We start from the raw sequence: 26,355 nt of genomic DNA, 5'->3' as shown, positions 1-26,355 counted from the left end.
GGTCGTCGTGCCAGGCCCGCCGGTCGTGGACCGAGCGCAGCGACCACAGGTCGGCCACCACGCAGTCGTTGCGGTCGGCGATGGGGCCGCGGGCCGCGGTGCTGGGTTCGGTGTTCGGCACAGGGACAAGCATGGGGTCCGGCGGGCCGCGAACCGGCGCTCGGGCGCGGAGTGTCGCAGCCGTCCCCCCGTCACCCGCCAGCGGGCCGACCGGACATGGGCCGTGGTGCGCGCGTAGCGTGGCGCCATGCGAGCCATCACGATTCCCCAGTCCGGCGGACCCGAGGTGCTGACCTGGACGGAGGTGCCCGACCCGGTGCCCGCCGCCGGAGAGGTGCTGGTCGAGGTCGCGGCGAGCGCCGTCAACCGGGCCGATCTGCTGCAGCGTCAGGGCTTCTACGACCCGCCGGCGGGCAGTTCGCCCTACCCGGGACTGGAGTGCTCGGGCCGGATCGTCGAGCTGGGCCCCGGCGTCGCCGGGTGGGCCGTCGGAGACGAGGTCTGCGCGCTGCTGACCGGCGGCGGCTACGCGCAGCGGGTGGCGGTGCCCGCCGGGCAGCTGCTCCCGGTCCCGAAGGGCCTGAGCCCGGTGGAGGCGGCGTCGCTGCCCGAGGTGGCCGCCACGGTCTGGTCGAATGTCTTCATGGTGGCCCACCTGCGGCCCGCCGAGACGGTGCTGCTGCACGGCGGTGGCAGCGGCATCGGCACGATGGCGATCCAGCTGGCCAAGGCGGTCGGCGCGCGGGTCCTGGTGACGGCGGGCAGCGCCGAGAAACTGGCGCGCTGCGCCGAACTGGGCGCGGACGTCGGCATCAACTACCGGGAGCAGGACTTCGTGGCGGCGGTCCGGGAGGCCACCGGCGGGGCGGGCGCCGACGTGATCCTGGACATCATGGGCGCCAAGTACCTGCAGCGGAACGTGGACGCGCTGGCGGTCAGCGGCCGCCTGGTGATCATCGGCCTGCAGGGCGGGGTGCAGGGGGAGCTGAACCTGGCCACCCTGCTGGCCAAGCGGGCCGCGGTCGCGGCCACCTCGCTGCGCCCGCGGCCGCTGGCGGAGAAGGCGGCGATCGTGGCCGCGGTGCGCGAGCACGTCTGGCCGCTGGTCGAGGCGGGCGTGGTGCGGCCGGTGGTGGACCGGGTGCTGCCGATGGCGGACGCGGCCGCCGCCCACCGGGTGCTGGAGGCCGGTGAGCAGGTGGGCAAGGTGGTGCTGCAGGTCTGAGCGGCGCGGGTCGGCGGCGGGCCGGGGGTGGTCCCGAGGGCCCAGCCTGCCGAAATGCCCGGATTGTCGGTTTGTGTGAGGCTGGTGCGGAGCTGTCCGCCGCCGATCGCGCCCCGCTGCGGTCGGCCGTCGGAAGGACCTGCTTCCCATGGCCGCGCTTGCGTACGTGCTCTCGACCTTCCGCTCCGGCCTTCCCGCGGCCGTGCGCCGTGGTGCCGTGCTGACCGGGACCGGCCTGGTGCTGCCGGTGCTGCTGGCGGGCCCGGCCCTGGCGGCCGGGCCGGTCGCCGTACCCGCGGCCGCGCTGCCCGCCGCGTTCGCCACCGAGCCGCAGGGACCGGCCGGCCCGCCGGTGCGGGAGGCGTGCCCCCCGGCCCGGCCGCAGCGCTCCACCCCGCAGCCGTCCGCCGTGCCCCCGGCCGTGCCGCAGGTTCCCGACCGGAGCCCGGCGGCGGGTCCGGTGGCGGCGTCCGGCCCCGCGCCGACGCCGCCCGCGGAGCACCCCGGCCCGGCCTCGCCCGCCCCGGCGGCCTCGGTGACCCCGACCGTCGCCGAGGGCCCGCCGCCGGACCACCCGGCCGACCACCGCCCCGGCCTGCCGCCGGAGGCCGACCCGCAGCCCACGGCTCCGGCCGATCAGCCCGACCGGTACCACCACGCCCCCGCCCCGGTGTACGTGCCCGCGGACGGCCCGGTGGCCGGGCAGCTCCCGGGAGCCGGTCACGGCACCGAGGACCAGGTCCGGGCCCCGCAGCGGAGCTGGGCGGCGCCCGAGCCGACCGCGCCCACGCCCACGCCCGCCGAGGATCCCGTCCCCGCGCCGGACCAGCCGTCGGTGCAGGCGGCCGCGCCGGTGGCGGCCCCGGCGGTGCAGTTCCAGCCGCAGGCCGCGGCGCCCCGCCACGGCGACCCGGCCGGGATGCAGTTCCCGCTCGGGGCCGGGCTGGCCCTGATCGGCTGCGGGCTCGGACTGGTCGGCCTGCGGATGCGCCGGGGCTGACCCTGGCACCCCGGCCGGACCGGTGTCCGTCGCCGCATCAACACGGCGCCGGGGAAGCATGATTGGGGCACCGATGATCGGCACGCGGCCCGGTGTGGGACGATCGGAAAGCTGCCGGCGGGTGCCCGGAGCAGTGCCCGGGCCAGGGACGGGGGACGTCCGGCGGCGGGGCGGGCACCGCTGCGGGCCGGCCCCGGTTCGTTGACCAGCTCGATCGACGAAGCATATGAAGGAGCTATGACCAAGCCGATGAACGAACGGCCGCAGGAGCCCTACCAGGCGTCGGACGACGATTCCCCGAGCAGCCCCAAGGTGCTGATCGTGGGCCCGGACGGGATGCCGATCGGCGCGGTGCCCGGATCGGGCTTCGGCGCCGGGGACCATGCGGGGGAGCCGCGTGAGCTGCCGGTGACCGAGATGGTCGAGCAGCCGGCCAAGGTCATGCGGATCGGCAGCATGATCAAGCAGCTGCTGGAGGAGGTCCGGGTCGCGCCGCTGGACGAGGCCAGCCGGGTCCGGCTGAAGGAGATCCACGCCAGTTCGATCAAGGAGCTCGAACTGGGGCTGGCCCCTGAGCTGGTCGAGGAACTGGAGCGGCTGTCGCTGCCGTTCACCGATGACGCGATCCCCACCGAGGCGGAGCTGCGGATCGCGCAGGCACAGCTGGTGGGCTGGCTGGAGGGCCTGTTCCACGGCATCCAGACCGCGCTGTTCGCCCAGCAGATGGCGGCCCGCGCACAGTTGGAGCAGATGCGGCGGGCGCTGCCGCCCGGGGTGAACGGCGGAGACCTGGAGCCGGACGAGCCGGCCCCCGGCCGCGGGATCCGCTCAGGTCCGTACCTCTGATCGACGGCCCTGTACCGGCTCTGTAGCAGCTGGGACACGTTCCCGCCCCTGAACCCGATCACGTCGGCGCGAGCCGATACCCTGGCCCCTGCCGTCGGACTCGACCGGCGGCGGGGGTCGGCGGGCCACGGCCTGCCCGACCGGTGCATCCGGACCAGACCATGAGGCTGCGGCGCCGCCGCGCCGAGGGGGAAGCAGGGACCATGAGCGAGGACGCCAACCCGGTCGCGGGCCACTCCCTGGGCAACGGCCGCTATGTGATCCAGCGCCTGCTCGGCCAGGGCGGCATGGCCTCCGTCCACCTGGCCCACGACACGGTGCTGGACCGGCTGGTCGCCGTGAAGACCCTGAACATCGAACTCGGCGGCCAGGCGGCGTTCAAGGAGCGCTTCCGCCGCGAGGCGCAGGCGGTGGCGCGGCTCCAGCACACCAACATCGTCTCGGTCTTCGACAGCGGCGAGGACGTCACCGCGGAGGGCCTGACCACCCCGTACATCGTGATGGAGTACGTCGAGGGCCAGGCGCTCGGCGACGTCCTGAAGGACACCGTCTCCCGGCAGGGCGCGATGTCCACCGACCAGGCCCTGAAGATCACCGCGTCGGTGCTGTCCGCGCTGGAGGCCTCGCACGACCAGGGCCTGGTGCACCGCGACATCAAGCCCGGCAACGTGATGGTCAGTTCCAAGGGCGTCATCAAGGTGATGGACTTCGGCATCGCCCGCGCCCTGCAGTCCGGCGTCACCTCGATGACCCAGACCGGCATGGTGGTCGGCACCCCGCAGTACCTCTCGCCGGAGCAGGCGCTCGGCAAGAGCGTGGACGCCCGCGCCGACCTCTACTCGGTCGGCTGCATGCTGTTCGAGCTGCTCACCGGGCGGCTGCCGTTCGACGGCGACACCGCGTTCACCATCGCGTACAAGCACGTGCAGGAGGAGCCGCCGGCCCCGTCCACCGTCAACGCCGCGGTGCCGCCGGCGGTCGACGCGCTGGTGGCCCGGGCCCTGCGCAAGGACCCGGCCCACCGCTTCCCGACCGCCGAGGCGATGCGCGAGGAGGTCGAGCGGATCTCCGGCGGCGACAAGGGCGGGATCCCGCTGCAGGCGAGCACCCCGCTGGTGATCAGCGAGGGCCCGCGGTCGGTCCACGCCGCGCCGTCGATGACCAACTTCCCGCAGGTCACCGGGGACATCCGGACGCCCGCGCCGCAGGTCCAGCCGCACTACCAGCCGGCCCCGCAGACGCCGTCGCCGTACCAGGCGCCGCAGACCCCGCACCCGTTCGCACAGGCCCCGCAGACGCCCGCGCCGTTCCCGCAGCAGGCGCACACCCCGCCGCCGTTCCCGCAGCCGGGGTACCGGACCCCGCACCCGTTCCCGCAGCAGGCGCACCCGACGGGTCCGATGCCGACGGGTCCGATGCCGATGCAGCCGGGACCGATGCAGCCGGGACCGATGCAGCCCGGGCCGTACGGGCCGCGGCCGGCCAACTCGAACAACGGCTGCTCGACCGCGCTGATCGTGGTCGGCGTGATCGTGGGCGTGATCGTGCTGGCCGTGGTCATCGTGGCGATCGTCGCGGCCAAGGACAAGACCAACACCACCGACACCGACCCGTACGGTGCCGGGCGCCCGGCCGTGACGCTGGACCTCGGCGCCGTCGGCGGCGACCGAATCTGACCGGCGGCCGAGGAGCTGGACACCGGCCGCCCGCGTGAAGCGGTAGCGTGCACAGGGACGGAACCGACAGGGCGACTGCGCGCCGAGCGAGGGCCCGGGGCGAGGAGCGATGGCACAGACAGAGCAGCCGGGTGAGGGCGAGCCGGAGCCGAACGCAGGGGCGGACGCCGGGAACGGCCGGAACACCCGGGCCGCCGACGCCCAGGCCTCGAACGCCGGGTCCCCGGACGCCGAGACCGCGATGCTGTCCGGACCCGGTGGCACTCCGTCCCGCGGCACCAACCTGCCGCTCGGCACCCTCGGCGACGGCCGCTACCGCCTGACCGGCAGGCTCGGCCGGGGCGGCATGGCCGAGGTCTTCTCCGCCCAGGACGTCCGGCTCGGCCGGACCGTCGCGGTCAAGCTGCTGCGCGGGGAGCTGGCCCAGGACGAGGTGGCGCGGCTGCGCTTCACCCGTGAGGCTCACGCCGTCGCCGCGCTCAACCACCACTCGATCGTCGCGGTCTACGACACCGGCGAGGAGCACCACGGCGAGGAGTCCACGCCGTACATCGTGATGGAGCTGGTCGAGGGCCGGACCGTCCGCGAGCTGCTGGTGGACGAGGAGGCGCCGCCGGTCGACCAGGCGCTCATCATCATCGCCGGCGTGCTGGAGGCGCTCGCCTACAGCCACCGCCACGGCATCGTGCACCGTGACATCAAGCCCGCCAACGTCATCATCACGACCGGCGGCGCGGTCAAGGTGATGGACTTCGGCATCGCCCGGGCGCTCACCGGCGCGGCCAGCACCATGACCCAGACCGGCATGGTGATGGGCACCCCGCAGTACCTCTCGCCGGAGCAGGCGCTCGGCAAGGCCGTCGACCACCGCTCCGACCTGTACGCGGCCGGCTGCATGCTGTACGAACTGCTGGCGCTGCGGCCGCCGTTCGTCGGCGAGACCCCCCTCGCGGTGGTCTACCAGCACGTCCAGGACATCGCGGTGCCGCCGTCCCGGATCAGCCGGCGGGTGCCGCCGGAGCTGGACGACCTGGTGCTGCGCTCGCTGGCGAAGAACCCGGACGACCGCTTCCAGAGCGCGGACGAGTTCCGGGCCCATGTGCAGCACGCGCTGCGGCAGATGCACGGCGCTGCGGGCAGCGGCTACGCGGCCGGTGCCGCGGGTGCCGCCGCGGCCGCCGGGCTCGCCGCCGCGGCCTCCGGCAACAGCGGCGGCCAGCCGCGCTACGACGGTCCGCCGAGCGGCGGTACGGCGATGACCGAGCCGTTCGGCGCGGTCACCGGCACCGGCCAGACCGAGGCGATGCCGTACCAGGTCACCTCGCCGTACCAGACCCCCTCGCAGCCGTACCGCGGTGCGGGCGGCCCGGGGGAGGGCGGCGGGAACGGCTACGACGACGGTGGCGGCGGTGAGGGCCCGCAGCGCCGGCGCAACCCGTGGGGCTGGGTGCTCGCCGTGGTGGCGGTGCTGCTCGCGGCCGCCGTCGGCACCGCGCTGGCACTGAGCGGCGGCGGGCACAAGGGCAACGACAACCCGGTGGTGACGCCGCCGCCGACGGTCGCCAGCCAGCCGAGCACGGCGGAGCCGAGCACCGGCCAGCCGTCGCCGTCGCCGGTCCGCACCCAGACCAACCCCGTCACCCGCCAGCCGGAGTCCCCGGTGAACAGCCCGTCGGCGTCGCCGAGCGCGAGCCGCTCGACCTCGCCGTCGCCGTCGGCCTCGCCGTCGGCCAGCGCGTCCAAGTCGCCGACCGGCGCGGCCTCGCCGTCGACGAGCCCGTCCAGCAAGCCGTCCACCTCGCCCTCCGCGCAGACGACTCCGCCCCCGGCGACTACGCAGTAGCCACGGACCCGGACGCACGACGGCCCCCGCCCTTCCCGGGCGGGGGCCGTCGGCGCTCAGCTGCTCAGTTGGTGAAGGCGTCCAGCACCTGCTCGTACTCCTGGCACCACCAGGCGAGTTGGCCGGCCGAGCCGGGGAACAGCGGATCGGCGCGGTGGTCGCCGCGCTGGTAGTGCCACTGCAGCATCCAGAGGTCGTTCAGCCGCTCCCACCAGACCCGGTGCACGGCGGCGGCCATCTCGCGGGCGCCCGCCGCCCCGCTGTCGCGGTAGCCGCGGGCGTAGTGGCGGACCCGGCAGAGGTCCAGGACGCCGGTGACCGGGTCGTTGAAGATCAGGGTGGCCGAGCGGACCGCCTCCTCGGCGGTCGGGTGCAGGCCGAGCTTGTCCCAGTCCAGGACGGCGACCACCCGCCCGCCCCGGTGCAGCAGGTTGAGCCCGTGGAAGTCGCCGTGGGTCCAGCCGGTGGGCGGGGCCGCGGCGGGGGAGGGCCGCAGGTGGCGCCGGGCGGCGAGCAACTCGGCCCGCTCCAGCAGCCGTTGCTCGGCCAGGACGTCGAATGGTCCGTGCGGCGCGGCCCGGCGGGCCAGCCGGAGCAGCTGGGCGACCAGCAGCGCGGTCTCGGCCGGGTCGGCGGACAGCCGTCCGGGCGGCTGCCGGACGGGGGCGCAGACCTTCGCCAGCGCGCCGTGCAGCCGGCCGAGCAGCGCGCCGAGGTCGCCGCACTGCTGCTGGTCGAGCTCGGTGCCGTGCCGGTGGACCCCGGCGACCCACGGGAAGAGCGCGAAGTACCGGCCGCCGCAGGCGACCACCGTCCGGCCGTCCTGGGCGGCCAGGGGCGGGGCCACCGGCAGTCCGGCGCGGTGCAGCGCGAGCGAGGCGTGGTGCTGGGCGGTGATCGCCGGGCGGGTCGCGGTGGCCTGGTCGACGTAGCACTTGAGGAAGTAGGTGCCGGCTTCGGTGGTCACCCGGTAACCGCGGTTGAGCAGGCCTTCGGCGACCGGGCGCACCCGCAGCGCCGGCGCGGTGCGGAACTCCCGCAGCACCCGGGCCACGGCGGTGTGGGCGACCGGCGGGCTCAGGGTGCCGACCGGCGGGGCCGCCGGATCGGGCCGGGCCGGCGCCTGCGCTATCGGCCGGCCCGGTGCCGGGGCCCGGTGGCCCGGCAGCGGGACGTGGTTGTCGGCCGGGGCGGACGGACGGGGCAGGAACACCGGTGCGAGCAGCACCGATGCCGGATCGGACGGGGCCGAGGAGTGCGGTTGCGCGGTCACGGCCCGAGCGTAATGCCTGGCGCAATAGGTACTTGACACACTGTTAGGAATATGATTAGGGATGCCCGGGGCGGCTCAGTTGTGGTGATCGGCCTGGTGGCGGGCCACGTAGGCGGCGGCCTGGGTGCGCCGTTCCATGCCCATCTTGGCCAGCAGGCTGGAGACGTAGTTCTTCACCGTCTTCTCCGCCAGGTGAAGTTCATTGCCGATCTGCCGGTTGGTCATCCCCTCGCCGATCAGGTCCAGGATCCGCCGCTCCTGCCGGGTCAGCTGGGCGAGCCGCTGGTCCTCCTTCTCGCCCCCTTCGCGCAGCCGCTCCAGCACCCGGCTGGTGGCGACCGGGTCGAGCAGTGACTTTCCGGCCGCCACGTCGCGCACGGCGGAGAGCAGGTCGGTGCCGCGGATCGCCTTGAGGACGTAGCCGGAGGCGCCGGCCATGATCGAGTCGAAGAGCGCCTCGTCGTCCGAGAAGGACGTCAACATCAGGCACCTGATCTGCGGGTGGTGCGAGCGGACCTCGCGGCAGACCTCGACCCCGTTGCCGTCCGGCAGCCGGACGTCGAGCACGGCCACGTCGGGCTGGACCGCCGCGACCCTGGCCAGCGCCTCGGCGGCGGTACCGGCCTCGCCGACCACCTCGATGTCCTCCTCGGTGGACAGCAGATCGTGTACGCCACGGCGGACGATCTCATGATCATCGAGGAGAAAAACTCTGATTTGTCCGTTTTCGCTCACGCTCAAAGCCTCCCATACCGCCCAGCCGGCGTCCGTCCGACCGGATCGGTGACCGTGCGGATGCACCGGGTGCGGAGACCGAATCGATTCCCGTTACCCCCTTACGCCGAGCGGCCTGCCCGGATAGCGTGCGCTGGTGTCCTGACGGCACCGCCGAAGAGAGCTGCGCCACACCCGCTGTTCTCCGGGAGCGAAGAACTAGGACGTCCAAGCGCAAGGGCGCCAAGGGGCGACGCTGGGTAACGTTCTCGCCAGAGGGACGCCGTCGGAAAAGGATCACCACCTGCCGAGCACCCGGCGCGCACACCCAAGCGCGCCGCGCGAGGCGGTGACCGGACCGGTCACCGGCGACCCCGGGCGGCCGGACAGACCGAGGAGTGAACGTGACCGTCAAAAGCACGACGAGGGCGCGCAAGAAGGCCGCCCCCGCCGTCCCTGACAACCTCCGCACGGGCGCGGGAGCCCCCGCGGAGCTCGTACAGCTGCTCACGCCCGAGGGCGAGCGGGTCGAGCACCCGGAGTTCCCCCTGGTGACCACCCCCGAGGAGCTCCGCGCCCTCTACCGCGACCTGGTGCTGGTCCGGCGCTTCGACGCCGAGGCCACCTCGCTCCAGCGCCAGGGCGAGCTGGGCCTGTGGGCCTCGCTGCTCGGCCAGGAGGCCGCCCAGGTCGGCTCCGGTCGCGCGATGCGCCCGGGCGACTACGCCTTCCCGACCTACCGGGAGCACGGCGTCGCCTGGTGCCGGGACGTGGACCCGCTGAACCTGCTCGGCATGTTCCGCGGCGTGAACCACGGCGGCTGGGACCCGAACGAGAAGAACTTCCACCTCTACACCATCGTGATCGGCTCGCAGACGCTGCACGCGACCGGCTACGCGATGGGCATCACCAAGGACGGCGCGGACGACGCGGTGATCGCCTACTTCGGCGACGGCGCCTCCAGCCAGGGCGACGTCAACGAGGCCTTCACCTTCGCCTCGGTCTACAACGCGCCGGTGGTGTTCTTCTGCCAGAACAACCAGTGGGCGATCTCCGAGCCCACCACCACCCAGACCAAGATCCCGCTGTACCGCCGCGCCTCCGGCTTCGGCTTCCCGGGCGTCCGGGTGGACGGCAACGACGTGCTGGCCTGTCTCGCGGTGACCCGCTGGGCGCTGGACCACGCCCGCAGCGGCAACGGCCCGGTGCTCATCGAGGCCTTCACCTACCGGATGGGTGCCCACACCACCTCCGACGACCCGACCCGCTACCGCCTCACCGAGGAGACCGAGGCCTGGAAGGCCAAGGACCCGATCCTGCGGCTCAAGGCCCACCTGGACAAGGAGGGCCTGGCCGACGAGGCGTTCTTCGCCGAGGTCGAGGCCCAGAGCGAGCAGCTCGGCCTGCGGGTGCGCGAGGGCGTCCGAACCATGCCCGACCCGGACCCGACCCTGATCTTCGACCATGTGTATGCCGAGCCGCACACACTGGTGGACGAGGAACGGGCCGAGTACGAGGCGTACGCGGCCTCCTTCGAGGGTGGGGAGAACCTCTGATGGCAGGTCAGCTCAACATCGCCAAGGCGCTCAACGAGGCGCTGCGCAAGTCGCTCGAGAACGACCCGAAGACCGTCCTGATGGGCGAGGACATCGGCAAGCTCGGCGGTGTCTTCCGGATCACCGACGGCCTGCAGAAGGACTTCGGCGAGGACCGGGTGATCGACACCCCGCTCGCCGAGTCCGGCATCGTCGGCACCGCGATCGGCCTCGCGCTGCGCGGCTACCGCCCGGTGGTGGAGATCCAGTTCGACGGTTTCGTCTACCCGGCCTTCGACCAGATCGTCACCCAGCTCGCCAAGATGCACGCCCGTGCGCTCGGCCACGTGAAGATGCCGGTCACCGTCCGGATCCCGTACGGCGGCGGCATCGGCGCCGTCGAGCACCACAGCGAGTCGCACGAGGCGTACTTCGCGCACACCGCGGGCCTGCGGGTGGTCAGCCCGTCCAACGCCAACGACGCGCACTGGATGCTGCGCCAGGCCATCGAGTCGGACGACCCGGTGATCTTCCTGGAGCCCAAGCGGCGCTACTGGGACAAGGGCGAGGTCGAGGACGCCCCCTCGCTGCCGCTGCACGCGGCGCGGATCGTCCGGCCGGGCACCGACGCGACGCTGATCGCGTACGGCCCGATGGTCAAGGTCTGCCAGGAGGCCGCCGCGGCCGCCGAGGAGGACGGCCGCCGGCTGGAGATCGTCGACCTGCGCTCGATCTCGCCGATCGACTTCGCCACCGTCGAGGAGTCGGTCAAGCGCACCGGCCGCGCCATCGTGGTGCACGAGGCGCCGGTCTTCATGGGCCTGGGCGCCGAGCTGGCCGCCCGGCTCACCGAGAGCTGCTTCTACCACCTGGAGGCCCCGGTCCTGCGGGTAGGCGGCTACCACGCCCCGTACCCGCCGTCGCGGGTCGAGGAGACCTACCTGCCGGACCTGGACCGGGTGCTGGACGCCGTCGACCGCGCCCTGGCGTTCTGAGAGGAGCGAGAGCCGTGACCACCGAAGTTCGCTCGCTCCGCGAGTTCAAGATGCCGGACGTCGGCGAGGGCCTGACCGAGGCCGAGATCCTCACCTGGTTCGTCAAGCCCGGTGACACCGTCACGGACGGCCAGGTCGTCTGCGAGGTGGAGACCGCCAAGGCCGCGGTCGAGCTGCCGATCCCGTTCACCGGCACCGTCGACCAGCTGTTCTTCCCCGAGGGCAGCACGGTCGACGTCGGCACCGCGATCATCTCGGTGGCGGTCGCGGGTGCGGCCCCGGCCGAGCCGGCCGCCCCCGCCCCGGTCGCCGCCGTCGCGGCCCCGGCCGAGACCGAGGCGGTCCCGGAGCGCCGCGAGGTGCTGGTCGGGTACGGGCCGCGGACCGGCGGCACCCAGCGCCGGGCCCGCCGTACGACGGCCGCACCCGCCGCCGCCCCGGTGGCCGCCGCCGTGGTGGCCCCGATCGCGGTTCCGGTGCCCGTGCCGGTGGTTCCGGCGCAGGCGCCGGTCGTCGAAGGGGACCGCCCGCTGGCCAAGCCCCCGGTGCGCAAGCTCGCCAAGGACCTCGGCATCGACCTGCGGACCGTGGTGGCGACCGGTCCCGGCGGGGTGATCACCCGCGAGGACGTGCACTCCGCCGTCGTTCCGGTGGCCCCGCAGGTCGGGATCCCGGTGGTCGAGGCCCCGGCACCGGCCGCCGCGCCCCAGCCGGTGGCGGTGGCCGCCGACGCGGGTGCCGGTTCGGTCGCGGGCTCGGTCCCGGGCGCGGGCGATGTGCGGATCCCGGTCAAGGGCGTCCGCAAGGCGACCGCCGCGGCGATGGTCTCCTCGGCGTTCACCGCGCCGCACGTGACCGAGTTCGTGCAGGTCGACGTGACCCGCACGATGAAGCTGGTGCGCAGGCTCAAGGAGAGCGGCGAGCTGGGCCAGGGCGTGCGGGTCAGCCCGCTGCTGCTGGTCGCCAAGGCGCTGCTGACGGCCATCCGCCGCCACCCCGAGGTCAACGCCAGCTGGGACGAGGCGGCTCAGGAGATCGTCCTCAAGGGCCAGGTCAACCTCGGTATCGCCGCGGCCACCCCGCGCGGTCTGATCGTGCCGAACATCAAGGACGCCGGCTCCCAGACGCTGCCGCAGCTCGCCGTCTCGCTCGGTGATCTGATCGACACGGCGCGGCAGGGCAAGACCTCCCCGGCGGACATGCAGGGCGGCTCGGTGACCATCACCAACGTCGGCGTCTTCGGCGTCGACACCGGCACCCCGATCCTCAACCCGGGCGAGGCGGCCATCCTGGCCTTCGGCGCGGTGCGGGACCTGCCGTGGGTGCACAAGGGCAAGGTGGTGCCGCGCCAGGTCACCACGCTGGCGCTCTCCTTCGACCACCGGCTGGTCGACGGCGAGCTCGGCTCCAAGGTGCTCGCGGACGTCGCGGCCATCCTGGAGCAGCCGAAGCGCCTGATCACCTGGGGCTGACGCCCCCGGAGCACGGCGAAGGGCCCCGTTCCCCGGGCAGGGGAGCGGGGCCCTTCCGCGTCCGGCTACCGCCGGGCGGCCCGGCGGACGGTGTACAGCACGCCGAGGCCGAGCGCGAGGCAGGCGCCGGCCGCGCCGAACAGGAAGCCGGTCGGCGCGGAGGGGCCGGTGGAGGCCAGCTCGGCGGCGGGGGCGGCGGCTGGTGCGGTGGTCGGCGCGACCGGGGACTGGGGTGCGGAGTCCTTGACCGCGGCCGGTACCGCCGCGGGCTTGTCGGCGGCCTCGGTGGCGGCCTTGGTCGGGGTCGCGGTCGGGGTGCCGGCCGGCGCGGCGGGGGCCGGGGCGGGAGCCGGGTGCTCGACGTCGAGGTCGAGGATGTTCGCCTTCCCCTGCTCGGTCCGGCCGGCGTAGATCTGGATCCGGGTCTGGTCCGCCGGGGCGTCCGCGGACAGGCCGACCCGGAACACGAACCGGTGGGCCCGGCCGTCGGCGAGCGGCTCGGCGAGCGCGGAGGTGTCGGTGCTGATCATCGGGTCGCAGCCGTAGCGCATCGCCAGCGGGGTCCACCTGCCGTGGTCCATGACCTCCACCGACAGCTCCTCGATCTTCAGCATGGTGCCGATGCCGTGGCCGCTCGCCCGCTCGTTGTAGAGCGAGAAGGCCGGGGCGACCAGGTCGATCGGCTTGCCGCTGAAGTTGCCCTCCTCGATGCCGATCTCGATCTTCGGGCCGCCCGCGGTGATGGTGGTGGGGGTGGGCGCGACGAAGCCGGTCACCGTGTCGGCCGACCGGAAGCCGAACGCGGTGGCGCTCGGGGCGGCCTTCGCGGGCCGGTCGCCGCAGGCGTGGGCGGTGCCGGCGCCGATGGTCAGGGGAAGCCCGGTACCGAGGGCGAGGGCGGCGACGGTGGCGGCGGAGGAGCGGACAATACGGGAGATAACGGGCGTACGCATGACAGGGGTCCCCAAGGGCGCTGAAACGGCGGTGTGTTGGCTGAAGGTGTCCGGCGCGTCGGTCCCCCCGGCCGTACCGCCGGTTCCGTTCTCTCCGTGCCCTTCACCCTCATAGACGTCCATCCCCGCCGGGGGTTGCAGGTGGTTCTGACCTTTTCCGGGAACCTCGGACGGCCACCGGGGATACTGCTCGGGTGGCCGACCCGTCGATAGTCCAGCGCCCCGCAGTCGAACCCGCCGAGCCCCCGGCACCGCCCGGCCCACGGCCCTCGCTGCGCCGGGACGTCTCGCTCCCGGCGCTGCTCGCGGGCCTGGTCTGCATCGCGGTGTCCTTCTCCGGCCCGCTGGTGGTGGTGCTCGCGGCCGCCGCCGCGGGCCACCTGGACCAGGCGCGCACGGCGTCCTGGATCTGGGCGGTGTCGATCGGCAGCGGGCTGACCTGCCTGCTGCTGTCCTGGTGGACCAGGACGCCCGTGATCACCGCCTGGTCCACCCCGGGGGCGGCCCTGCTGGTGGGCAGCCTCGGTGCGTACCCGTACCGCGACGCGGTCGGCGCCTTCCTGCTGAGCAGCGCCGTGGTGGCGCTGTTCGGGGTGACCGGGCTGTTCGGCCGGCTGATCCGGGCGATCCCGGCCGGGATCGTCAACGCGATGCTGGCGGGCATCCTGTTCACCTTCGGCGCCGGGATCTTCACCGAACTCCGGGGCGCCCCGGTCCTGGTGCTGGGCTGCTTCGCCGCCTTCCTGCTGGCCAAGCGGCTGGTGCCGCGGTACGCGGTACCGATCGCACTGCTGGCCGGCGCGGTACTGGCGGCGGCCACCGTGGGACTCCCACTCAACCTCGGCGCGGGCGGACCCACGGTGCCGGTCCTCACCGTCCCGGGCTTCTCCTGGGCGGCCGCGGTCGGCCTGGCCCTGCCGCTCACCATCGTGGCGCTCGCCTCCCAGAACGCCCCCGGCCTCGGCATCATGCGGGCCTCGGGCTACCGGCCGGACGACCGGCTGCTGATCGGCGCGACCGGCGGACTGTCCGTGCTGCTGGCGCCGTTCGGCTCCCCCGGGGTCAACCTGGCGGCGATCACCGCGGCCATCTGCACCAGCCCGGAGAGCCACCCGGACCCGCGCCGCCGCTACATCGCGGGGATGTCGGCCGGCGTCCTCTACCTGGTGGTGGGCAGCTTCGGCGGGGTGCTGGTCAGCCTGTTCACCGGCCTGCCGCACGCGCTGATCGCGGTGATCGCGGGGGTCGCCCTGCTCGCCTCCTTCCAGGGCAGCCTGGCGGCCGCCCTCGGGGACGAGAAGGGCCGCGACGCCGCCGTGGTGACCTTCCTCGCCACCGCCTCGGGAATGAGCCTGTTCGGTATCGGCGCCGCCTTCTGGGGCCTGCTGCTCGGACTGGCCACCCATCTGCTGCTCCACGCCCGCCGCCGGGCCTGAGCCGTCCGCACCCGGCCGGCCCGCCCGGCGGGTTCGCCGAACGGACCGAATTCGGCCCAACCGGCGGGTAGGCTTTGCCCGTTCGAATGCGGGGGCCGCGAAGGATGCGTAACTGCCGGACCCGCATGCCGAATTGGCAACACGAACGGTATCCGGAAGGCACTTCCGTGACCGGCACTGTCGGGGCGCGTCCGAGCAACCGGGGATCTGGAAATTGAGCGAGCCGAGCGAGCCGGACGAGGTCCGGGACAGCGTCGACGCCCCGACCGCAGGAGCCTCCCGGATGGCCCGGCGCCGGCGGACACTGCTGGCGGTGACCGTGGTCTCGGCGGTGCTGGCCGGTGGTGGCCTGGCCGCGTCCTCGCTGGTCAAATCGCCCGCCGAACGCGCCGCCGACACCGCACCGCCGCCCCTCACCCTGCTCACCGCCCCGGTCACCCGGCAGGTCCTCGCCCAGTCGACGGTCACCCGCGGCCAGGTCTACCCGCCGACCCAGTACAACGTGTCACCGGTGGCGGCCTCGGCCGACGTCACCCAGCTGTACGTCTCCCGGCTCGCGGTCAGGTCCGGTGACCAGGTCGCCAACGGGCAGCTGCTCGCGGAGGTCTCCGGGCAGCCGCTGTTCGTCCTGCGCGGCCCGGTGCCCGCCTACCGGGACATCAAGCCCGGCAGCACCGGCCCCGACGTGGCCGAGCTGCAGGCCGCGCTGGCGCAGCTCGGGTACGGCCGCGGCGGTGACCCGAGCGGCACGTACGGCCCCGGGACCGCCGAGGCCGTCACCGGCCACTACCGGCACCTCGGGTACAGCGCGCCGACCACCGGCGCCGCCACCCAGCAGGCCGTCGACGCCGCCCGCAAGGCGGTCGAGGCCGACCAGCAGGCGGTCGACGCGCTGAAGGCGCAGCAGGCGGCCGGCGCCGCCCCCGCGGGCACCGGCACCGCCGGCGCGTCCGGCTCGGCGGCCCCGCCCGCCGCCGGCCCGGAGCAGCAACTCGCCGCCGCCCGGCGGAAACTGGCCGAGGACCGCGAGACGCTGGCGCAGGCCCAGGCGGTGAACGGCCCGATGGTGCCCGCCGGCGAGGTGGTCTTCCTGCCCGAACTCCCCGCCGTGGTCACCGCGGTGAACGCCCCGGTCGGATCGCCGGTGTCCGGCCCGCTGCTCTCGCTCACCGGCGGGCAGCTGGCGGTGACCGGCCAGCTCGGCCCGGCGCAGGCGGCCGGGATCACCCCGGGGATGGAGGTCGAGATCCTCTCCGAGACGACCGGCCGGACCGTCCGGGGGACCGTCGCCGAGCTGGGCTCCCCGACCACCACGCCACCGGCCGGCCGGGTGATCGCGATCGGCGGACCGGCCGCCGGGTCCGCCGCCGGACCGGCCGGCGCCAACCCGGGCGCCCCGGCCCAGGGCGGCCCGCAGGCCCCCGCGTTCGTGCCGGTGCAGATCGCCCCGGCCGAACCGCTGCCCCCGGCGTTCAGCGGCCAGAACGTCCGGATCACCGTGCTGCGCGGCGCCCGGCCCGAGCCGGTGCTGAGCGTGCCGGTGGCGGCGGTGTTCACCGACGCGGCCGGGCAGACCGCCGTCACCAGGGTGGCCGCCGCCGGCCGGCGGATCACCGTCCCGGTGGCCACCGGGGTCAGCGCCAACGGCTACGTCGGCGTGAACGCCGTCGGCGGCGGGGAGTTGGCCGAGGGCGACCAGGTGGCGGTCGGCCGGTGAGCACACCGCGTACGGCTCCCGAAGCAGCCCCCGAATCAGCCCCCGCGGCCGCTCCGCCCGTCATCCGGCTGGCCGGGGTGGGCCGCAGCCACCCCGGGCCGCCACCGGTCACCGCCCTGCACCCCTGCGATCTGACGATCCGTCAGGGCGAGTACGTGGCGGTCACCGGACCGTCCGGCTCCGGCAAGTCGACGCTGCTGCACCTGCTCGGGCTGCTGGACACCCCGACCACCGGCCACTACGAGCTGGACGGCATCGACACCGCCGGCCTGCGCGACCGGGACCGCTCGGCCCTGCGAGGCCGCCGGATCGGCTTCGTCTTCCAGTCCTTCCACCTGCTCCCGCACCGCACCGCCGAGGAGAACGTGCTGCTGGCCCAGGTCTACAACCGCACCCCGCGGGCGCAGCGCCGGCGGGCCGCCCGGGCGGCGCTGGAGCAGGTCGGACTCGGCCACCGGACGGACGCGCTGCCGACCACGCTGTCCGGTGGCGAACGCCAGCGGGTCGCCATCGCCCGGGCGCTGGTCAACCGGCCCAGCCTGCTGCTGTGCGACGAGCCGACCGGCAACCTGGACTCGGCCAACGCCGCGGCCGTGCTGGAGCGTTTCGACCGGCTGCACCAGGAGGGCTACACCCTGGTGGTGATCACCCATGACCCGGCGGTGGCCGCCCGGGCGCCCCGGGCGGTGCGGATCGCGGACGGGCGGCTGAGCGAGCCGGTGGCGGTCTGAGATGGGCCGGTCCGTGCTGGCCCGGTCCGAGCCGCCCGGGGCGTCGGCCCGGCTGGGCCCCGTCGACCTGGTCGCCGAGGCCCTGGCCGGGGTGATCCAGCGGCCCGGCCGGTCGGTGCTGACCATGCTCGGCACGGTCCTCGGCATCGGCGCGTTCGTGGCCGTACTCGGACTGACCGCCACCGCTGCCGGGCAGATCGGCCGCCAGTTCGACCTCACCAAGGCGACCACCGTCACGGTCACCGACCACCCGGCGCAGGACGGCCTCGCCCCCGGGGCCAGGCCGCCGACCAGCTTCCCCGCCGACGCCGACGCCCGGGCGGGCGCGATCGACGGGGTCAGTTCGGCGGGCGTCTGGTGGCGGGTGGCCGCGGACGGCCTGCGGATCTCGTCCTCGCCGACCGCCGACGGCACGGCCGGACAGGGCCTGTCGGTGTTCGCCGCGACCCCCGGCGCGGTCGCCGCGATCGGGCCGACGCTGGCCTCCGGGGTGACCCTGGACCGGTACGTCGAGCAGGCCAGGCTGCCGGTGGTGCTGCTCAGCGAGGCGGCCGCCGGCCGGCTCGGGGTGACCCGGCTGGACGCCCAGCCGGCGGTCTTCATCGACGGCCTGCCCTACACCGTGGTCGGCGTCTACCGGGACGTCCAGCGGCTGCCGGACACCCTGCTCGGCCTGATCATCCCCAGCACCACCGCGCTGGACCGCTTCGGCAATCCCGGCCTCGGTGACGAGCAGGCCGCCCACCTGCTGGCCGCCACCCGGACCGGCGCCGCCCCGGTCGTCGCCGCACAGCTGGCGGTGGCGCTGCGCCCGGACGCGGCCGAACGGCTCACCGTCACCCCGCCGCCGGACCCGCACAGCCTCCGGGACCACGTCACCTCCGACCTGACCGGGCTCTTCCTGGCCCTGGCGGCGATCTGCCTGGTGGTGGGGGCGGTCGGGATCGCCAACACCACCCTGGTCGCGGTGCTGGAACGGACCGAGGAGATCGGCCTGCGCCGCTCGCTGGGCGCCCGCACCCACCACATCGCCGCGCAGTTCCTCACCGAGTCCACCGCCCTGGGCACGCTCGGCGGACTGATCGGTACCGGCCTCGGTGTGCTGGTGGTCGTCGCGGTGGCCGCCGTACGGGAGTGGACCGCCGTCCTGCAGCCGCTGGCGACCCTGCCGGCCCCGCTGATCGGCAGCCTGGTCGGGCTGCTGGCCGGCCTGTACCCGGCGGTCCGGGCCGCCCGCACCGACCCGCTGCAGGCGTTGCGCAGCGGCTGAGCCCCCGGCCGGACGGCGCCGCGGACCCCGGCCCTCCGGCCGCTGTCGCGCCGGGGTGCGCCGAACCGGTGAGGCCTTGCTCCCATGGGGCGAACTTCCGTCCGCCGCCGACCGGTCGCGACACGCGCAGGGTACGTCTTCCCGACCACCCCACCCGAGCGCCCCGCCGGGTGACCGGAGCACCGAGGACGACCCGTATGCCGTCTGGCACTCATGGCCGCTTCGTCCGGAGTACCGCAGCGCTGGTGCTGATCTCGGCCGCCGCGCTGCCCGCCGCGCTGGAGCTGGCCGCACCCTCGCCGTCCACGGTGATAGGACCCCCGGCCGGTCCGCTCACCGACCACGCGGCGCCGCCGCGCAGCCCCCAGCAGGCGGACCTGCGGGCACCCGGGACCGCACCGACCGTCGACATAAGGCGCTCCGGTGACCCGGCCAACCGGATCACCCTGGTCCTGCTCGGCGACGGGTACACCGAGGACCAGCAGGTGATGTTCCGGGACCAGGCGGACCGGGCCTGGCACGCGCTGATGGAGATCGAGCCGTTCCGCAGCTACCAGGGCTACTTCAACATAAGGCGGGTCGACGTGGTGTCCCCGTCCTCCGGCATCGCCGAGGGCGAGAGCGGCAGCCGGAGCGTGAGCACCCCGCTCGGCATGCACTTCTGGTGCGAGGGCACCGCCCGGCTGCTGTGCGCCGACGAGTCCGCCACCGCCCGGTACGCGGGCGAGGGCGACGGGCCGCAGTACCTGATCGCACTGGCCAACTCCAGCGAGTACGGCGGCGCGGGCGGCACCGGGGTGACCACCCTGTCCGGCGGCAGCCCGGACGCCGGGCGGATCATCCAGCACGAGATCGGGCACACCGTGGGCGAGCTCGGCGACGAGTACGACAGCGCCCCGGACGACGGCGGCTACCCCAACCTCTCCACCGTCGACGCCGAGGAGATGCGGCGCACCAAGGTGAAGTGGTGGCGCTGGCTGGACGCGCAGTCGCCGGACGGCGGCGGCACCGTCGGCGCGTACCGCAGCGCCAACGGGCTCTACCGGCCCACCGAGGACTCGGTGATGCGCACCCTGGGCGGCACCTACAACCTGCCCTCCCGGGAGGCGATCCTGGAGCAGATCTACCGGCGGGTCCGCCCGGTGGACGCGCCCAGCCCGGCGCCCGGCACGGTGAGCGGCCCGACCAGGCTGACCGTGCACCCGCTGCAGCTGGTCGGGGCGCGGCAGCTGAAGGTGGACTGGACGGTGGACGGGGTGGCGGTGGAACCGCAGGCCCCCGACCGGACCTGGCTGGACACGGCGATGCTGCCGCTGGCCCCCGGTCAGAAGGCCACCGTGAAGGCCACCGTCACCGACACCACCGACTGGGTGCGCGACGAGGCCTTCCGGGACGAGTTCATGACGCGTTCGGTGAGCTGGACCGTGACCGGCTGAGCGGCGGCCCGCCGCCCCCGCGCGCCCGGCCCGACCCTGCGGAATAGATCATTTGATGGGATGACTAGCCTGGGGTCACTATGACCGTGGACCCCGTGGGCACCGTCCGCTCCGTATCCGTACCCGGCCCCGGGCCCGCCGAGGCGTCCACGACCGCGCCGCCACCGGCCCTGCCGGGGCCGCCCGGCGGACGGGCCGCCTGGCTGGCCTGGGCGATCGGCTGCACGGTGTACGTGCTGGCGGTGGTGCACCGCACCAGCCTCGGGGTCGCCGGACTGGACGCCACCGAGCGGTTCGGGATCGGCGCCTCGGCGCTCTCCACCTTCTCCATCCTCCAGGTGCTGGTCTACGCGGCCATGCAGATCCCGGTCGGCCTGCTGGTCGACCGCTACGGACCGCGCCGGGTGCTGCTGCTGGGCGTCCTGCTGATGAGCGCCGGCCAGCTGGCATTCGCGCTCAGCACCTCGTTCGGGCCGGCGCTCGGCTCCCGGGCGGTGCTCGGCTGCGGCGACGCGATGACCTTCATCAGCGTGCTGCGGATCGCCGCCCGCTGGTTCCCGGCCGCCCGCAACCCGCTGGTCGCCCAGCTGACCGGACTCGCCGGGATGGGCGGCAACCTGGTCACCACCGTGGTGCTCGCCGAGGCCCTGCACCGGGAGGGTTGGACCTTCTCGTTCGGGGTGATCGCGGTGGCCGGCGTGGCGGTCGCGGCGCTGGTCGCGCTCGGGCTGCGGGAGGGCCCGGAGACCGGGGCCGCAGGCGGGGCCGCCGCTGCCGCCACCACCGGGCCGCGCCCGTCCGTCCGCCGGCAGATCCGCGACTCCTGGCAGGAACCGGGCACCCGGCTCGGCATGTGGGTCCACTTCACCACCGCCTTCCCCGCCTCGGCCTTCGGCCTGCTCTGGGGGCTCCCCTACCTGGTCGAGGGCCAGGGCATGAGCCGGGGCGAGGCCGGCGGACTGCTCACCCTGCTGGTGTTCAGCACCATGGCCTTCGCACTGGTCTTCGGCCGGCTGGTCTCCCGGACACCCGCCACCCGGATGCCGATCACCCTCAGCGTCATCACCGCCACCGCACTGTGCTGGGCGCTCGCGCTGGCCTGGCCGGCCGGACACCCGCCGCTGTGGCTGCTGGTGGTCCTGCTGGTGGTGATGGGCAGCAACGGCCCCGCCTCGCTGGTCGGCCTCGACTACGCCCGCTCGTACAACCCGGCTCAGCGGCTGGGCACCGCCTCCGGCATCGCCAACATGGGCGGGTTCATCGGCGCCATGCTCACCCTGCTGGGCATCGGCGTCCTGCTCGACGCGTTCTCGGACGGCGCCGGGTACACCGCGGACACCTACCGGTGGGCGTTCTGCTGGCAGTTCCTGCCGCTCGCAGGCGGCACGCTGATGATCCTGCGGCTGCGCCGGGCGGTCAGGCGGGCGGGCCGGCCCGCCTGACCGCGGTCCGGGCCGCAGCCCGCCGCTACGGTCCGCGCTACAGCTCGCCGGCCGCGCGGAGCAGGGCGGCGATCCCGGCGGCATCGCCGTGGATCCGGGCCCGGCCGAGCTCACAGGTGAGCGGCCCGGAGCCGCGGGGTTCGCGGCTCGGCGGACGCGGCGACGCCAGCCGGCGGGCCAGGTCCACCATCTTGAGCCGGCCGCAGCGCACCAGCGCCCGGCCGCCCCTGATCCCGACCCGCTCGACGCTCCGGCACTCGTAGTACGGGCCGAACGGTGGCCCGCTGTCCTCGCCGGGGCCGGGGACCACGAACGCCATCTCGCCGTGCCGGCAGTGCACCGTCCCGTCCGAGCGGAGGTGGACGCCCTCGTGGTCGTCCCGGTCGACCTCCGCCAGAACCTCCACCCGTTGGCCGATCGCCTCGGCGAGGCTCTCCGCCATCCGGCGCTGCTGCTGCGGCACGTCCGTGTCGCCCCGCCGGATCGACGGCAGCAGCTCACCGGTGACCCAGTCCTGGAACGGCCGGGCGGCCGGCTTGTCGGAGCGCAGCACGAGGCGGTAGAGACCCGCCTCGCTGATCACCCCGATCATCGGGTTCCTACCCTCGTAGGGTTTCTGACCTGCGGAAACCTGCATACCCTCGGTCACACCTAGGGTTGCCAGCCGCAGGTCCACCACCCTGGCGAGACCTGTGGGCAGGCCCGCGGCGGTGTCGCTGGGGTTCTTCCTCCCCAGCACCTTGCACACGTCCGCCGTGACGAACCACGGCTCGCCGTCGATCATGACGACCCGGATCGGCTGCCCGGTGACCGGGAAGCTCGTCCTCACCAACACCATGTCGGCGTCGTTCATCCGCCGCCCCTCCTTCACTCGTGGTGACGGGCCGACCGGGACAACGAGGCCGGACGGACGGCGTACCGGCACCGCGCGGACGAACGGGAGTGCGGAGCGCGGACCCCGGCGTGCGGCCCGGGGCCTACATCCGGCCGGATGTAACGGCCGGTGGTGGGGATGATCAGGGCGTCAGTGCGAAGTTGGCCAGCACCCGGGCGGCCAGCTCGGTGTCGCCGTTGACCCGGACCGCGCCGCCCACCGCCTGCGGCCGGACCCGCCCGCAGGCGAGCCGGACGTAGGTCTCCCAGTCGAGGGTGAGCCGGACGTCCGGGGCGAGGGTGACCGAGGCGTCGACGGCGGCGCGGCCGGCCTCGTCCACCCGCACGGTGCGCTGGAACTCCATCGGTCCGGTCACGTCGACGACGACCGCTGCGCCGGCCGGCGCCCCGGCCAGCTTGGCCACCACCCGGGGCAGGCCCTCGACCAGGAAGTCGCGGGTGACCGCGGCGGCGGGCGAGTCCAGGTTGCCCGGGGTGCCCAGCGCGCGGCGCAGGTCCTGCTCGTGTACCCAGACGTCGAACGCCCGGGTCCGCAGCAGCTGGCTGTAGGGGACGTCCCGGGAGAGCGGCCCGGCCGGCCAGCGGACCAGGTCGTCGGGGCCCTGCTTGGCACCCCGCAGGGCCCGGCTGCGCCGGATGACGGTGTACTCCAGCTCGCCGGTCAGCTCGACGGGCGTGTGGCAGCGCCGCTTGTCGACCGGCAGCTCCATGTACCGGGCGAACTCGCCGGTGACGTGCCGCAGGTCGCGCGGGAGGGAGTGGATCGGCCGGGGGTCGCCGAGCAGCTCGGACTCGACGCCGATGATGTGGGAGACCACGTCCCGGACCGACCAGCCGGGGCACTCGGTGGGCCGGTTCCACGCGTCGGTGGGCAGCGCGGCCAGCAGCTCGGATATCGACTCGATGGAGTGGAGCCACGCGTCGGTGTACGCCTGCACGGTCTGGTTCTCCGTCACGGGAATCTCCGGTCCTCCGTCAGCTTCCGTCCCGCGCGGCCCGGGAGTGAGGGGGAGACTCCTGAGCTTCCGGGCGCACGCGCTACCCGCACGTTACGCTGCCGGGTGACAGCAGGGCAGCGCTTTCGGGTGATGATCGTAGGACTCTTGCCGTGGACGGTGGTACTGTGCGCGCTTCTTTGATCCAACTCGCGGTCTCCGACTCCGAGCCGGCCGCCGAACGGCGGGCCAGGGCCGCTGCTCTGGTCCGGGCCCAGGAAGGGGCGGACCTGGTGGTCCTGCCCGAGCTCTGGCCGCTGGGCGGGTTCGCCTACGAGTCCTGGGGCGCCGGGGCGGAGACGCTGGACGGCCCTACCGTGGAGACCATGTCGGCCGCCGCCGCGGCGGCCGGGGTCTGGCTGCACGCGGGTTCGATCGTCGAGCGCGATCCGGACGGCCCGATCTACAACACCTCGCTGCTGTTCGCCCCCGACGGCGAGCTGGCGCACACCTACCGGAAGATCCACCGCTTCGGTTTCGACAGCGGCGAGGCGGTGGTGATGGGCGCCGGGCAGGAGATCGTCACCGCCGCCACCGACCTCGGCCGGCTCGGCCTCGCCACCTGCTACGACCTGCGCTTCCCCGAGCTGTTCCGGGCCCTGCTGGACGCCGGCGCCGAACTGCTGGTGGTCCCGGCCGCCTGGCCGGCCCGCCGCCGCGAGCACTGGACCCTGCTCGCCCGGGCCCGCGCGGTCGAGGAGCAGGCGTACGTACTGGCCTGCAACACCGCGGGCACCCACGGCGGGGTCGAGCAGGCCGGGCACAGCCTGGTGGTCGATCCCTGGGGACGGGTGCTGGCGGAGGCCGGCACCGAGGAGGAGGTGATCACCGTGGAGTTCGACCCCGCGGAGGTGGCCAAGGCCAGATCGGAATTCCCCGTGCACCGGGACCGGCTGCTCGGCATCCCGGCACCGGTCCAGCGCTGACCGCCCGCCCGGCCCCGACCGTCCGTCCCGCCCGGCCCCGACCGTCCGTCCCGCCCGGGGGCGCCGGCCGGCGCCCGGGCCGCTCCCTACCGTGCTTGACATGCCCGGCCGGGGTGTGCGCAACTTCTGAGAAGGTGAGCCTGCGTCGCGTTCAGGCCGGTGGAGGAGGGGGAGGTCGGGGTGCCCGAGTCGAGCATGTCCGGGTCCGGCCCCGGCCGTACCCTGCAGGGCTTCGGCGTACCGGGCTTCGGCCTGCCCGGGGCCGGCCTGGCCGGCGGCCCGGACGGCCGGGCCGCGATCAAGCGCAACAGCCTGCGCGAGCAGATCGCGGAGGCGCTGCGCGAGGAGATGATGGCCGGCCGCCTCCCGGCGGGCCGCAACTTCACCGTCAAGGAGATCGCCGACCTGTACGGCGTCTCGGCCACCCCGGCCCGGGAGGCACTGGTCGACCTGGCCGCCCAGGGACTGCTCCGGGCCGAGCACCACCGCGGCTTCACCGTCCCCGAGTTCGGCTGGGCCGACTTCCTGGAGATCTTCGAGGCCAGGACCCTGCTCACCGACAGCGCGATCCGCCAGCTGCTGGTCCGCGCCCCCGGGTACGACTGGGGCCGGCTGCCCTCGCTGCGCCGCCGGGCCGTCGCCGCCACCCAGGCCTCCCGGGCCGGGCAGCTGGACGTGCTGGTCGGGTGCGACCTGCGGTTCTGGCAGGAGGCGGCGGCGCTGCTCGGCAACGCCCGGATCGCCGAGTACCTCGGCTGGCTGCGGGTGCAGTCGTGGATGTTCGCGGCGCCGTACCTGCGGGCGGCGGGCGATCTCGGCGGCGTCTGCTGGGACCGCCACGGCGAACTGGTGGACCGGATCGAGGAACGGGACGTGACCGGCGCCCAGCGCGTGGTCAACGAGTACAACGTCTTCACCGTGGAGCTGCTGGCCCGGCTGACCGGCCAGCCGCTGGAGTCGGTCTCGGTGCTGGCGCTGCTGCGCGACGCACCGGACGCCGGGCCGCCCGGACTCCCGCCGGCGTCGGCCGGATCCGAGCGGGACGAGCGGGTGGAGCGGGTGGAGCCGTCCGTCGGCCGGGCCGGGCCGGGCCTCGGCCGGGTGCCGCAGCCGCGCTTCGTCCCGCCGGGCCGGTTCGGGCGCCCGCTGCGGCTGCCGCAGCCGGAGAACGGGGAGCCGGCGCCGGGCCGGTAGGGTGGGCGGTCATTGTCCGCCCGCCGACGGTGCCCCGCGCACCGGCGCCCGCCCACCGGAGAGGGTGAGCCGGCCCATGGCCTGCGACCTCTGGCTCGTCCCGCTCGTGGACGTCCTGACCAACAGCCCGGAGAACCCGTTCCGGGACGACCTGGTCCGCTACAACGCGGTGCTCGCCGCCCACGGACTGCCCGAAGTCCCGGTCTACCAGTACGTACCGGGGATCAGCGGGGAGGTCGAGCCGATAGCCGCGTTCGACTACGACTCGCTGCACTTCCTGCGCCGGGCCTACATGCTGGGCCTCACCGGTTTCGAGATCACCCCGGTGGACGCGCTCGGCGGCGACTACGAGCAGCTGCTGGAGATGTTCGAGTCCACCGCCGAACAGTCCCACCTGGTCTGGCACTTCGACCACGCGGGCGCCTACGTGCCGGTCGACTTCCAGCTGCCGCTGGTGGACGACGGCCTGCTGGTGGCCGGCGGCCCGCTCGGCTCCTCGTTCGGGCTGCTGCGCGAACTCCAGGCGGTGGCGCCGGTGCTGGGCATCGACGTGCTCAACCCGCCGGCCCCCACCCGCCCGCTCGGCCCGACCGAGCTGCAGCAGCCGTTCGGGCCGCCGCTGGACGACCTGCACCCGTACGCCCGCGAGCGGCACGCCTGGGCCGGGCTGTACGCGGCCGCCACCAGGAGCGTCACCCAGGGCTCCATGGTGGTCTTCGCCTGACCGGCCGGGCCCGGCCCTCCGGGCCCGCCGGCGCGCACCCCGGCCCGGCCGGGGCGCG

Annotated in this window: 22 protein-coding genes; 17 read left to right on the top strand and 5 right to left on the bottom strand. The window is 74.5% G+C overall.

Annotated elements, in window-relative coordinates; genetic code table 11:
• Positions 1-247: 247 nt before the first annotated feature.
• From AB0D08_RS08340 to AB0D08_RS08320, 5 genes are all read left to right on the top strand, one after another.
• Positions 248-1,225 (top strand): NAD(P)H-quinone oxidoreductase, encoded by a 978-nt coding sequence (locus AB0D08_RS08340; protein ID WP_033825376.1) that lies wholly within the window; start codon positions 248-250, stop codon positions 1,223-1,225.
• Between the two features lie 148 nt (positions 1,226-1,373).
• Positions 1,374-2,225 (top strand): hypothetical protein, encoded by an 852-nt coding sequence (locus AB0D08_RS08335; RefSeq protein WP_359887031.1) that lies wholly within the window; start codon positions 1,374-1,376, stop codon positions 2,223-2,225.
• A 237-nt stretch (positions 2,226-2,462) separates the two neighbouring features.
• Entirely contained in the window at positions 2,463-3,071 is a 609-nt protein-coding gene (locus tag AB0D08_RS08330; protein ID WP_082526395.1) for a bacterial proteasome activator family protein, read from the top strand.
• A 203-nt stretch (positions 3,072-3,274) separates the two neighbouring features.
• Positions 3,275-4,747, top strand: coding sequence for a protein kinase (locus AB0D08_RS08325; protein WP_359887028.1), 1,473 nt, complete (start codon positions 3,275-3,277; stop codon positions 4,745-4,747).
• A gap of 241 nt (positions 4,748-4,988) precedes the next feature.
• Entirely contained in the window at positions 4,989-6,590 is a 1,602-nt protein-coding gene (locus AB0D08_RS08320) for a protein kinase (protein ID WP_359887040.1), read from the top strand.
• 64 nt (positions 6,591-6,654) lie between these two features.
• On the opposite strand, the gene AB0D08_RS08315 is transcribed toward AB0D08_RS08320, so the two are convergent.
• Entirely contained in the window at positions 6,655-7,863 is a 1,209-nt protein-coding gene (locus AB0D08_RS08315; RefSeq protein ID WP_233289115.1) for a phosphotransferase, read from the bottom strand.
• Between the two features lie 75 nt (positions 7,864-7,938).
• On the bottom strand, positions 7,939-8,598 hold the full coding sequence (locus AB0D08_RS08310) for a response regulator transcription factor (protein WP_359887025.1): 660 nt from the start codon (positions 8,596-8,598) through the stop codon (positions 7,939-7,941).
• A 377-nt stretch (positions 8,599-8,975) separates the two neighbouring features.
• On the opposite strand from AB0D08_RS08310, the gene pdhA reads away from it, so the two are divergent.
• The 3 genes from pdhA to AB0D08_RS08295 are packed head-to-tail and all read left to right on the top strand — an operon-like array spanning position 8,976 to position 12,579.
• The gene (gene pdhA, locus AB0D08_RS08305; RefSeq protein ID WP_149038275.1) at positions 8,976-10,133 is read left to right on the top strand and encodes a pyruvate dehydrogenase (acetyl-transferring) E1 component subunit alpha; all 1,158 of its coding nucleotides are present in this window, start codon (positions 8,976-8,978) and stop codon (positions 10,131-10,133) included.
• Entirely contained in the window at positions 10,130-11,107 is a 978-nt protein-coding gene (locus AB0D08_RS08300; RefSeq protein ID WP_149038276.1) for an alpha-ketoacid dehydrogenase subunit beta, read from the top strand. The genes pdhA and AB0D08_RS08300 overlap by 4 nt, the downstream gene beginning before the upstream one ends.
• Before the next feature lie 14 nt (positions 11,108-11,121).
• Positions 11,122-12,579: a dihydrolipoamide acetyltransferase family protein gene (locus tag AB0D08_RS08295; protein WP_359887022.1), complete on the top strand. Its 1,458-nt coding sequence runs from the start codon at positions 11,122-11,124 to the stop codon at positions 12,577-12,579.
• Positions 12,580-12,644: 65 nt separating this feature from the next.
• Here AB0D08_RS08295 and AB0D08_RS08290 read toward each other — a convergent pair whose 3' ends face one another.
• The gene (locus AB0D08_RS08290) at positions 12,645-13,532 is read right to left on the bottom strand and encodes a hypothetical protein (RefSeq protein ID WP_051812882.1); all 888 of its coding nucleotides are present in this window, start codon (positions 13,530-13,532) and stop codon (positions 12,645-12,647) included.
• A gap of 194 nt (positions 13,533-13,726) precedes the next feature.
• Here AB0D08_RS08290 and AB0D08_RS08285 point away from each other — a divergent pair, with 194 nt between their 5' ends.
• The 6 genes from AB0D08_RS08285 to AB0D08_RS08260 all read left to right on the top strand — a co-directional run bounded on the left by AB0D08_RS08285 (position 13,727) and on the right by AB0D08_RS08260 (position 21,564).
• Positions 13,727-14,968, top strand: coding sequence for a benzoate/H(+) symporter BenE family transporter (locus tag AB0D08_RS08285; protein ID WP_033821602.1), 1,242 nt, complete (start codon positions 13,727-13,729; stop codon positions 14,966-14,968).
• A gap of 214 nt (positions 14,969-15,182) precedes the next feature.
• The gene (locus tag AB0D08_RS08280) at positions 15,183-16,685 is read left to right on the top strand and encodes a peptidoglycan-binding protein (protein WP_051812885.1); all 1,503 of its coding nucleotides are present in this window, start codon (positions 15,183-15,185) and stop codon (positions 16,683-16,685) included.
• Complete coding sequence (locus AB0D08_RS08275; RefSeq protein WP_051812887.1) at positions 16,682-17,416, top strand: ABC transporter ATP-binding protein; 735 nt, start codon at positions 16,682-16,684, stop codon at positions 17,414-17,416. Before AB0D08_RS08280 ends, AB0D08_RS08275 begins: the two co-directional genes overlap by 4 nt.
• 1 nt (position 17,417) lies before the next feature.
• Positions 17,418-18,686 carry an ABC transporter permease gene (locus AB0D08_RS08270; protein WP_359887017.1) on the top strand — a complete coding sequence of 423 codons (1,269 nt, stop codon included), beginning with the start codon at positions 17,418-17,420 and terminating at the stop codon, positions 18,684-18,686.
• Positions 18,687-18,883: 197 nt separating this feature from the next.
• Positions 18,884-20,122 (top strand): M64 family metallopeptidase, encoded by a 1,239-nt coding sequence (locus AB0D08_RS08265; protein ID WP_359887016.1) that lies wholly within the window; start codon positions 18,884-18,886, stop codon positions 20,120-20,122.
• 80 nt (positions 20,123-20,202) lie between these two features.
• Entirely contained in the window at positions 20,203-21,564 is a 1,362-nt protein-coding gene (locus tag AB0D08_RS08260; RefSeq protein ID WP_359887014.1) for an MFS transporter, read from the top strand.
• Between the two features lie 37 nt (positions 21,565-21,601).
• Here the strand turns inward: AB0D08_RS08260 and AB0D08_RS08255 are convergent, their stop codons facing one another.
• Together AB0D08_RS08255 and AB0D08_RS08250 are read right to left on the bottom strand one after the other, a co-directional pair.
• Positions 21,602-22,417 carry a BRO family protein gene (locus tag AB0D08_RS08255; RefSeq protein ID WP_051812894.1) on the bottom strand — a complete coding sequence of 272 codons (816 nt, stop codon included), beginning with the start codon at positions 22,415-22,417 and terminating at the stop codon, positions 21,602-21,604.
• A gap of 163 nt (positions 22,418-22,580) precedes the next feature.
• Positions 22,581-23,414, bottom strand: a complete 834-nt coding sequence (locus AB0D08_RS08250; RefSeq protein WP_033821603.1) for a maleylpyruvate isomerase family mycothiol-dependent enzyme — start codon at positions 23,412-23,414, stop codon at positions 22,581-22,583.
• A gap of 167 nt (positions 23,415-23,581) precedes the next feature.
• On the opposite strand from AB0D08_RS08250, the gene AB0D08_RS08245 reads away from it, so the two are divergent.
• The 3 genes from AB0D08_RS08245 to AB0D08_RS08235 all read left to right on the top strand — a co-directional run bounded on the left by AB0D08_RS08245 (position 23,582) and on the right by AB0D08_RS08235 (position 26,297).
• Positions 23,582-24,379, top strand: coding sequence for a carbon-nitrogen family hydrolase (locus AB0D08_RS08245; protein WP_033821604.1), 798 nt, complete (start codon positions 23,582-23,584; stop codon positions 24,377-24,379).
• Positions 24,380-24,559: 180 nt separating this feature from the next.
• Positions 24,560-25,573, top strand: coding sequence for a GntR family transcriptional regulator (locus AB0D08_RS08240; protein ID WP_359887011.1), 1,014 nt, complete (start codon positions 24,560-24,562; stop codon positions 25,571-25,573).
• A gap of 76 nt (positions 25,574-25,649) precedes the next feature.
• Complete coding sequence (locus AB0D08_RS08235; protein WP_033821605.1) at positions 25,650-26,297, top strand: hypothetical protein; 648 nt, start codon at positions 25,650-25,652, stop codon at positions 26,295-26,297.
• The last annotated feature ends 58 nt before the right edge of the window (positions 26,298-26,355 follow it).

The organism is Kitasatospora sp. NPDC048540 (assembly GCF_040651175.1).
GTDB lineage: Bacteria > Actinomycetota > Actinomycetes > Streptomycetales > Streptomycetaceae > Kitasatospora.
The sequence above is the reverse complement of the archived record's forward strand: the minus strand, read 5'-3'. Positions and strand labels throughout refer to the sequence as shown.